The organism is Nocardioides psychrotolerans (genome assembly GCF_943371775.1).
Taxonomy (GTDB): domain Bacteria; phylum Actinomycetota; class Actinomycetes; order Propionibacteriales; family Nocardioidaceae; genus Nocardioides; species Nocardioides psychrotolerans_A.
This window is the reverse complement of the sequence record NZ_CALRWD010000127.1, coordinates 1-6,977: the sequence shown is the minus strand read 5'-3', so window position 1 is coordinate 6,977 and position 6,977 is coordinate 1. Positions and strand designations below refer to the sequence as shown.

The 6,977-nt window shown below is 72.7% G+C and carries 6 protein-coding genes; 3 read left to right on the top strand and 3 right to left on the bottom strand.

Annotation, left to right across the window (positions count from 1 at the left end):
• Positions 1-1,007: carboxyl transferase domain-containing protein (locus AAG827_RS21690; protein ID WP_341928288.1), on the bottom strand; the 1,007-nt coding region annotated here is incomplete at its 3' end.
• An 85-nt stretch (positions 1,008-1,092) separates the two neighbouring features.
• Between AAG827_RS21690 and AAG827_RS21685 the strand changes: the two genes are divergently transcribed.
• Both AAG827_RS21685 and AAG827_RS21680 read left to right on the top strand, forming a co-directional pair.
• Positions 1,093-1,686: a TetR/AcrR family transcriptional regulator gene (locus tag AAG827_RS21685; RefSeq protein WP_341928287.1), complete on the top strand. Its 594-nt coding sequence runs from the start codon at positions 1,093-1,095 to the stop codon at positions 1,684-1,686.
• Positions 1,687-1,695: 9 nt separating this feature from the next.
• Complete coding sequence (locus tag AAG827_RS21680) at positions 1,696-2,430, top strand: peptidoglycan-binding domain-containing protein (RefSeq protein WP_341928286.1); 735 nt, start codon at positions 1,696-1,698, stop codon at positions 2,428-2,430.
• 142 nt (positions 2,431-2,572) lie between these two features.
• Here the strand turns inward: AAG827_RS21680 and AAG827_RS21675 are convergent, their stop codons facing one another.
• Entirely contained in the window at positions 2,573-3,268 is a 696-nt protein-coding gene (locus AAG827_RS21675; RefSeq protein ID WP_341928285.1) for an SWIM zinc finger family protein, read from the bottom strand.
• Positions 3,265-6,030: a DEAD/DEAH box helicase gene (locus tag AAG827_RS21670; protein WP_341928284.1), complete on the bottom strand. Its 2,766-nt coding sequence runs from the start codon at positions 6,028-6,030 to the stop codon at positions 3,265-3,267. Before AAG827_RS21670 ends, AAG827_RS21675 begins: the two co-directional genes overlap by 4 nt.
• Before the next feature lie 210 nt (positions 6,031-6,240).
• On the opposite strand from AAG827_RS21670, the gene AAG827_RS21665 reads away from it, so the two are divergent.
• Positions 6,241-6,726, top strand: coding sequence for a glutathione peroxidase (locus AAG827_RS21665; RefSeq protein WP_341928283.1), 486 nt, complete (start codon positions 6,241-6,243; stop codon positions 6,724-6,726).
• Positions 6,727-6,977 lie beyond the last annotated feature (251 nt).

Sequence of the window (6,977 nt, the reverse complement as noted above, 5' to 3'; positions counted from 1 at the left end):
GCGCCCTTGAGCGCCGACTCGCTGAAGAGGATGCCGTTGTTGGCGACGATGCCGACCGGGTGGCCCCAGATCCGTGCGAAGCCGGTCACCAGCGTCTCGCCGTAGAGCTTCTTGAACTCGTGGAAGCGGCTGCCGTCGACGACCCTCCTGATGACCTCGCGGACGTCGTAGGGGGTGCGCGTGTCGGCTGGCACGACGTCGTAGAGCCCCAGCGGGTCCTCGGCGGGCTCCTCGACCGGGTGCACGTCGTACGACGGCGCGTCGGGCCGCGCGAACGTGTCGACGATGCTGCGCACGATCGCCAGCGCGTGGCGGTCGTCGTCGGCCAGGTGGTCCACGACGCCCGACGTGCGGGCGTGGACGTCGCCGCCGCCGAGGTCCTCCGCCGTCACGACCTCGCCGGTCGCGGCCTTCACCAGCGGCGGGCCGCCGAGGAAGATCGTGCCCTGCTCCTTGACGATCACGGTCTCGTCGGACATCGCCGGGACGTAGGCGCCACCCGCGGTGCAGGAGCCCATGACGCTCGCGACCTGGGGGATGCCGCGCGCGGACAGGTTGGCCTGGTTGAAGAAGATCCGGCCGAAGTGCTCGCGGTCGGGGAAGACGTCGTCCTGCATCGGCAGGAACGCCCCGCCCGAGTCGACGAGGTAGACGCAGGGCAGGTGGTTGTCGGAGGCGACGGTCTGCGCGCGCAGGTGCTTCTTGACCGTGATCGGGTAGTAGGTGCCGCCCTTGACGGTCGCGTCGTTGGCGACGACCACGCACTCGCGACCGCTGATCCGCCCGATGCCGGTGACCACACCCGCGGACGGCACGGCGTCGTCGTACATCCCGGTCGCGGCGAGCGGGCTGAGCTCCAGAAAGGGGCTGCCGGGGTCGAGCAGGGCATCGACCCGGTCGCGCACGAGCAGCTTGCCGCGGTCGGTGTGCTTGGTGCGGGCGGCCTCGCTGCCGCCGAGCCGGGCCGTCGCCAACCGCTCGCGCAGCTCGGCGACGAGGTCTGTCATCTCTGGGGGCACCCTGCCAGGTTAGCGATCGTTAACCTGCCCGTCCATGCCCCTGCCCGCCGTTAACGGGCGCTAACCTTCGTCGGTGAGCCAGGTGAGCAGCGACGAGACGCCGAGCCGCCGCGAGCAGATCCTCGCCACGGCGGCCGACCTCTTCGCAGCGCGCGGCTTCCACGGCGTCTCGGTGGCCGACCTCGGCACGGCCTGCGGGATCAGCGGCCCGGCGCTCTACAAGCACTTCGCGTCGAAGGACGCCGTGCTCGCCGAGATGCTGGTGTCCATCAGCGAGCAGCTGCTGGCTGTCGGGACGGCCCGGGTCAGCGCCGCCCAGGGGGCGGACCAGGCGCTGCGAGCCCTCGTCGACTGGCACGTCGACTTCGCCCTCCACCACCGGGCGCTGATCATCGTCCAGGACCGCGACTGGGAGTCGCTGCCGGTGCAGGCGCGCGAGCGGGTCCGCACGCTGCAGCGGTCCTACGTCGACCTGTGGGCCACCCAGCTCCGCAGCCTGCACGACGGGCTGGACCTGACCACCGCGCGAGCGATGGCGCACGCGGCGTTCGGGTTGATCAACTCCACGCCCCGCACGGGCGCCCTGCCCGACCCCTCGCTGCACGACGTCCTGATCGCGATGGCGCTGCGCGCGCTGCTGCCCGCCCCGGGGGACCTGCCCGCTTAGGGTGAGCCGATGGGCAGGAGACGGGCACTGTGGCTGCCGCTGGTGGCGGCGCTGCTCGGCGCGGCCGCCGGCGTCGCGACCGCCCTGGTCGTGCCGGACGAGGAGCCCGTGACCAGCGAGTCGTCCTTCAACGACCCGCTGCGCGTGGGCGTGCCGCTCGTCGACCTCGAGTGCACCGGCGACGCCGTCATCGTGCTGGGCTACGGCGAGACCGGCGCCCCCCTGCGCTCGGCGGTGGTCAACAACCCCGACGAGACCGTGCGCTACCTGCGCACCGACGACTCGTGCCCGACGCTGTGGGGACCTCCGGAGAACGACGTGCCGGAGTACGTCGCCTACAGCGGCCCCTACGACGACCTGATGGAGCCGTGCCTGGCCCGGCTCACCGGCGAGCACAAGCGCGACGACGTGACGCGCCTGCACTCCGGCAACACGACCTACGTCAAGTGCGTCTGCGAGGTCCCCACCGCCGACCTGCGGGTGCTCTCGCGCAGCGACGGCACCGACCCCGAGACCGCGATCTGGGTGCGGTCCCTGCAGAACACGCTGATCGACATCGACGTGGCCGCCGGTCGTGAGGACGGCTTCCGCCCCGGCGACGTCACCGGCATCTTCGACGAGGCCACCGAGCAGCGTGTGAAGGACTTCCAGGAGGTCCGCGACATCGTGCCGCCCACCGGAGTCGTGGATGCCGAGACGTGGGGAGCGCTGACCGACCAGGTCTGCATCACCTACGACTACTAATTTTGGGGGGGTGCGCCGACCAATTTTGGGGGCTGCCTCGACGACTGGATCCGTCGTAGCCTGAAGGGCACGCGGGGGAAACCGTCGTGTACCGCCCCCGATCACGGCTCACATCGGGGGCGGTCCGCATTTCCGGCGCCTGTCAGAACAGGTGGTCGATGCCGGCGCCCGGGTCGTCGACGAGCTCGAGGATGCGAGCGGCCCGCAGGGCGGCGTCGACGGCGGTGTCGACATCACCCTCCTCGGCAGGACGGTCCGCCGAGACCTCGACCGTCGACCGCTCGTGCAGGTCGGCCAGCAGCGCGTCGCGCGGGACGCCCCGCAGGTGCAGCAGCACGAACGGGTCGGCCTCGACCAGCCAGGTCAGCTGGTAGAGCACCGCCAGCGCGTGCGGGCACGGGTCGGCCCAGAAGCCGCAGGTGCACGTCGAGCCGAGCTCGCCACCGTAGGGCAGCAGCTCGACCCCGAGCTGGTCGGCGTGCTCGACGAGGGTGTGGGGCAGGTCGCCGGCCAGGAGCGCCGCGACCCGGCCGGCCTCGGCGGCCACGGTCTCCACGAGCGCGTCACGACCCGCAGCGTCGAGCACCGGCACCGTGCCCGACGCGGTCACCAGTCCGCCCTCGTCCTCGACGCTCGCGACGAAGCCGCCGGGCGTGACGGTGATGCCGCCGACGTGGCCGCCCCGGGCGAGGGCGCGGGCCCTGCGCAGGTCGCCGTCGGCGTACGCCGCCTCCTCGACCGCCCGCACCCACGCCTTGCCCCACCAGGTGCTGGCTCGCGCCGGGCGGGTGCGCGCCGCGAGACGGGAGTGGACCACGGTCGACGGCTGCACGGTCACGGCCTCCGCAGCGTCACCAGGTCGCGCAGCTCGTCATTGCTCAGCTCGGTGAGCGCCGCCTCGCCGCTGCCCAGCACGGAGTCGGCCAGCGCGCGCTTGCGCGTCAGCAGCTCGGCGACCTTCTCCTCGATCGTGCCCTGCGTGATGAGCCGGTGGACCTGGACGGGCCGGGTCTGGCCGATCCGGTAGGCGCGGTCGGTGGCCTGGTCCTCGACGGCGGGGTTCCACCAGCGGTCGACGTGGATGACGTGGTCGGCGCGGGTGAGGTTGAGCCCGGTGCCGCCGGCCTTGAGCGAGAGCAGGAAGACCGGCACCTCGCCGGCCTGGAAGCGCTTGACCATCGCCTCGCGCTCACGCACGGGCGTGCCGCCGTGGAGGAACTGGTGGGGGATCGACGCCTTGGCGAAGTGGGTCTCGAGCAGGCGCGCCATGGCGACGTACTGGGTGAAGAGCAGCACCGCCCCGTCCTCCGCGAGCACCGTGCCGATCAGCTCGTCGAGCAGGTCGAGCTTCTCCGAGCGCCCCGCCAGACGGCCGTTGGACTGCTTGAGGAAGTGGGCCGGGTGGTTGCAGATCTGCTTGAGGCCGGTGAGCAGCGCGAGCACCAGGCCGCGGCGGGTCTCCTCGTCGGCCTCCTCGATGCGGCGCATCGAGTCACGCACGAACGACTCGTAGAGGACGACCTGCTCCTGGGTCAGGCCCAGCGGGTGGTCGGTCTCGGTCTTGGCCGGCAGCTCGGGGGCGATGCCGGGGTCGGACTTGCGGCGCCGCAGCAGGAACGGCCCGATCAGGTCGGCGAACTGCCGCGCCTTGGTCGGCTCGAGGCCCGACTCGATCGGGCCGGCCCACACCTTGCGGAAGGCGTTGCGGCTGCCGAGCAGCCCCGGGGTCGCCCAGTCGAGGATCGCCCAGAGCTCGGTCAGGTTGTTCTCCACCGGGGTGCCGGTCAGCGCCACGCGTGCCTGGCTCCCGATCGCCCGCAGCGCCCGCGCCGTGGAGGACTGCGGGTTCTTGACGTGCTGCGCCTCGTCGGCGACCACCAGGTCCCACGGGACCGTCTCGAGGGTGGCGTGGTCCACCCGCATCGTGCCGTACGTCGTGAGCACGAACCCGCCGTCGTGCTCGAGGTCCTCGAGAGAGCGCTGCGTGCCGTGGAAGCGCCGCACGGGCACCCCCGGCGCGAAGCGCTGGATCTCGGCCTCCCAGTTGCCCAGCAGGCTGGCCGGGCACACCACGAGCGTCGGTCCGGTCGCCCCGGCGTCGCGGCGGTGCAGGTGCAGCGCGATCAGGGTGACGGTCTTGCCGAGGCCCATGTCGTCGGCCAGGCACGCGCCGAGCCCGAGCGAGGTCAGGTCGGCCAGCCAGGTGAGGCCGTGGCGCTGGTAGTCGCGCAGCTCCGCGCGCAGGTGGGGTGACGGCTCGACGGGATCGCGCGTGGCCGCGGTGAGCAGCTGCTCGCGCACCTTGAGCAGGGTGGCGCCGACGACGACCTGGGTCTGGGTCGCCTCGCCCCGCTCGTCGGCCGGCTCGAGCTGCACCACGCCGGTGAGCGCAGCAGCGACCGCCTGCACGGGCTTGACCGTGCGCACCAGCCGCTTGCGGGCGCGCTTGGCCATCGCCGGGTCCACGACCGTCCAATGGCCGCGCAGCTTGAGGATCGGTGCCGTCGCCTGGGCGAGCTCGTCCATCTCCTCGGGGGTGAGCGGGTCGCCGTGCAGCGCGAGCTGCCACTTGAAGGCGAACATCGCGGCGGTGCCGAAGAGCCCCTCGTGCAGCGGCTCCTCGCGCTGGCCCTTGCCCGCGCCGGCCCCGCCGGGGGGCGAGGTGCGGTCCAGGACGGCGCTGGCCGTCAGGTCGCGACCGAGGCTGCGCGGCCAGAGCACGTCGACGCCCCGGTCCTTCAGCGCCCCCACGCCGTCCTCGAGGAGGCTGACCAGCTCGTCGGTGTCGAGGGTGATCTCGTCGGGCACCCGGAGCTCGAGGAGGCGGTCGAGCACCGGCCAGACGTCGGCCGCGGCGCGCAGCGCGATGCTCGCGTGGGTGCGGGCGCGCTCGCCGAAGCCGTGGCTGGCGGTCGGGCCGCTCTCGGTGAAGAGCACCGCCGCGTCACAGAGGTGGAGCGGGTTCTGCTCGTCGTGGACCTGGAGGACCAGGCGCACCGCCCCGGCGACCAGCTCCTCCTCGTCGGCCTCGACCCGCAGCGAGATCGTGACGAGCTGGGGCAGGTCGGCGTCGGCGTCCGTGCGGTGCCGGGCCAGGCGCTGGCGCAGCCGCGACTCGAAGCCGTGGCCACCGCGCTGCCGCTCGTGGTCCGGCGCGCGGCTCGAGGACGGGGTGCTCGCCCGGTGGGCGGTCGACAGCGGCGCCGAGCGCGGCATCGCGTCGCTCACCGCGTCGAGCACCCCGCGCACCAGCGCCTGCGCGGCGTGCTCGTCGACGTCGTCGTAGGACCGCGAGCGCGCCAACATCTCCACCCGGTCGGTGTCGGCGGCGTCCAGCGGGCTGGCCCGCCAGCTGCGACCGCCCTCGTCGGGCTCGAACTTGCCGGCAGCCACCAGCCGCATGCCGAGCAGCACCGCACCGCTGAGCAGCCCCACGCTCGGGTGCACGTCGTCGCGCGCGTGGGCCTTGGTGAGCACCGGCAGCGCCGCGCGGATCGGCAGCGCGATCGTGCGGCGCTCGTCGCTGAACTCCACCACGCCGTCGCGCGGCGGCACGGCCGGGCGGAACGTCGCCGGTCCGGTGACGGGCACGAAGCTCACGGGCGACCTCTGAACGGCTGATGACGGGGACTCCCGACGCTAACGTGTCGCGCCGACCATCCGTTCCCCTCGAGGTCTCGACGCCTCGTCGCTGGCGCTCCTCGGGCTCGACCAACGAGGGCGCGTCCGGGGCTCGACCGGTCTTCGCCGACGGATCGCGACGGCCTCCGCCGCGACGGCGCTCGGAGCCCCGTGCCTAGGCTGGGTGGCATGACGCTCCTCGACACGCCCCTCGCCCGCCTGGACGGCACGCCCGGCACCCTCGGCGACCTGACCGGCGGCAAGCCCGCGCTGCTGGTCAACGTGGCCAGCAAGTGCGGCCTCACGCCGCAGTACACCGGCCTCGAGGAGCTCCAGACCGAGCTCGGCGACCGCTTCACCGTCGTCGGGCTGCCGTGCAACCAGTTCGGCGGCCAGGAGCCCGGCTCGTCCGAGGAGATCGCGGAGTTCTGCTCGTCGACCTACGGCGTGAGCTTCCCGATGAGCGAGAAGATCGAGGTCAACGGCGACGGCCGCCACGCGCTCTACACCGAGCTCGTCCAGACACCCGACGAGAGCGGCACGGCCGGCGACATCTCGTGGAACTTCGAGAAGTTCCTCCTCGCCTCCGACGGCTCCGTCGTGGCCCGCTTCGGCCCCCGCGTCGAGCCGCTCGACGAGCGGGTCGTCACCGCCATCCAGGCCCAGCTGGCCTGAGCCGACCCCGGCGCGGCGGGCCCGGCGGGCGCCCCGCGCGGGCGGCCGCCGCGCGTGGGCGGCCGCGAACATGTAACACGTCGTCACCCCATCTACGAGACCGCGCGAACTCATAGGGTCGAGGCAACACCCAGAGTGATTGGAGTGTTGTTATGCCGAAGGTGTTGTCCTACGAAACGAAGGACGAGTTCTTCGAGCTGGTCTGTGGCGGGTTCGCGATCCAGCGGGCTGCGGGATTGGTCGGCGTGTCG

Excerpts from the sequence above, each read along its gene's own strand:
- AAG827_RS21680 (WP_341928286.1), top strand. The coding sequence starts at position 1,696 with ATGGGCAGGAGACGGGCACTGTGGCTGCCGCTGGTGGCGGCGCTGCTC.
- AAG827_RS21665 (WP_341928283.1), top strand. The coding sequence starts at position 6,241 with ATGACGCTCCTCGACACGCCCCTCGCCCGCCTGGACGGCACGCCCGGC.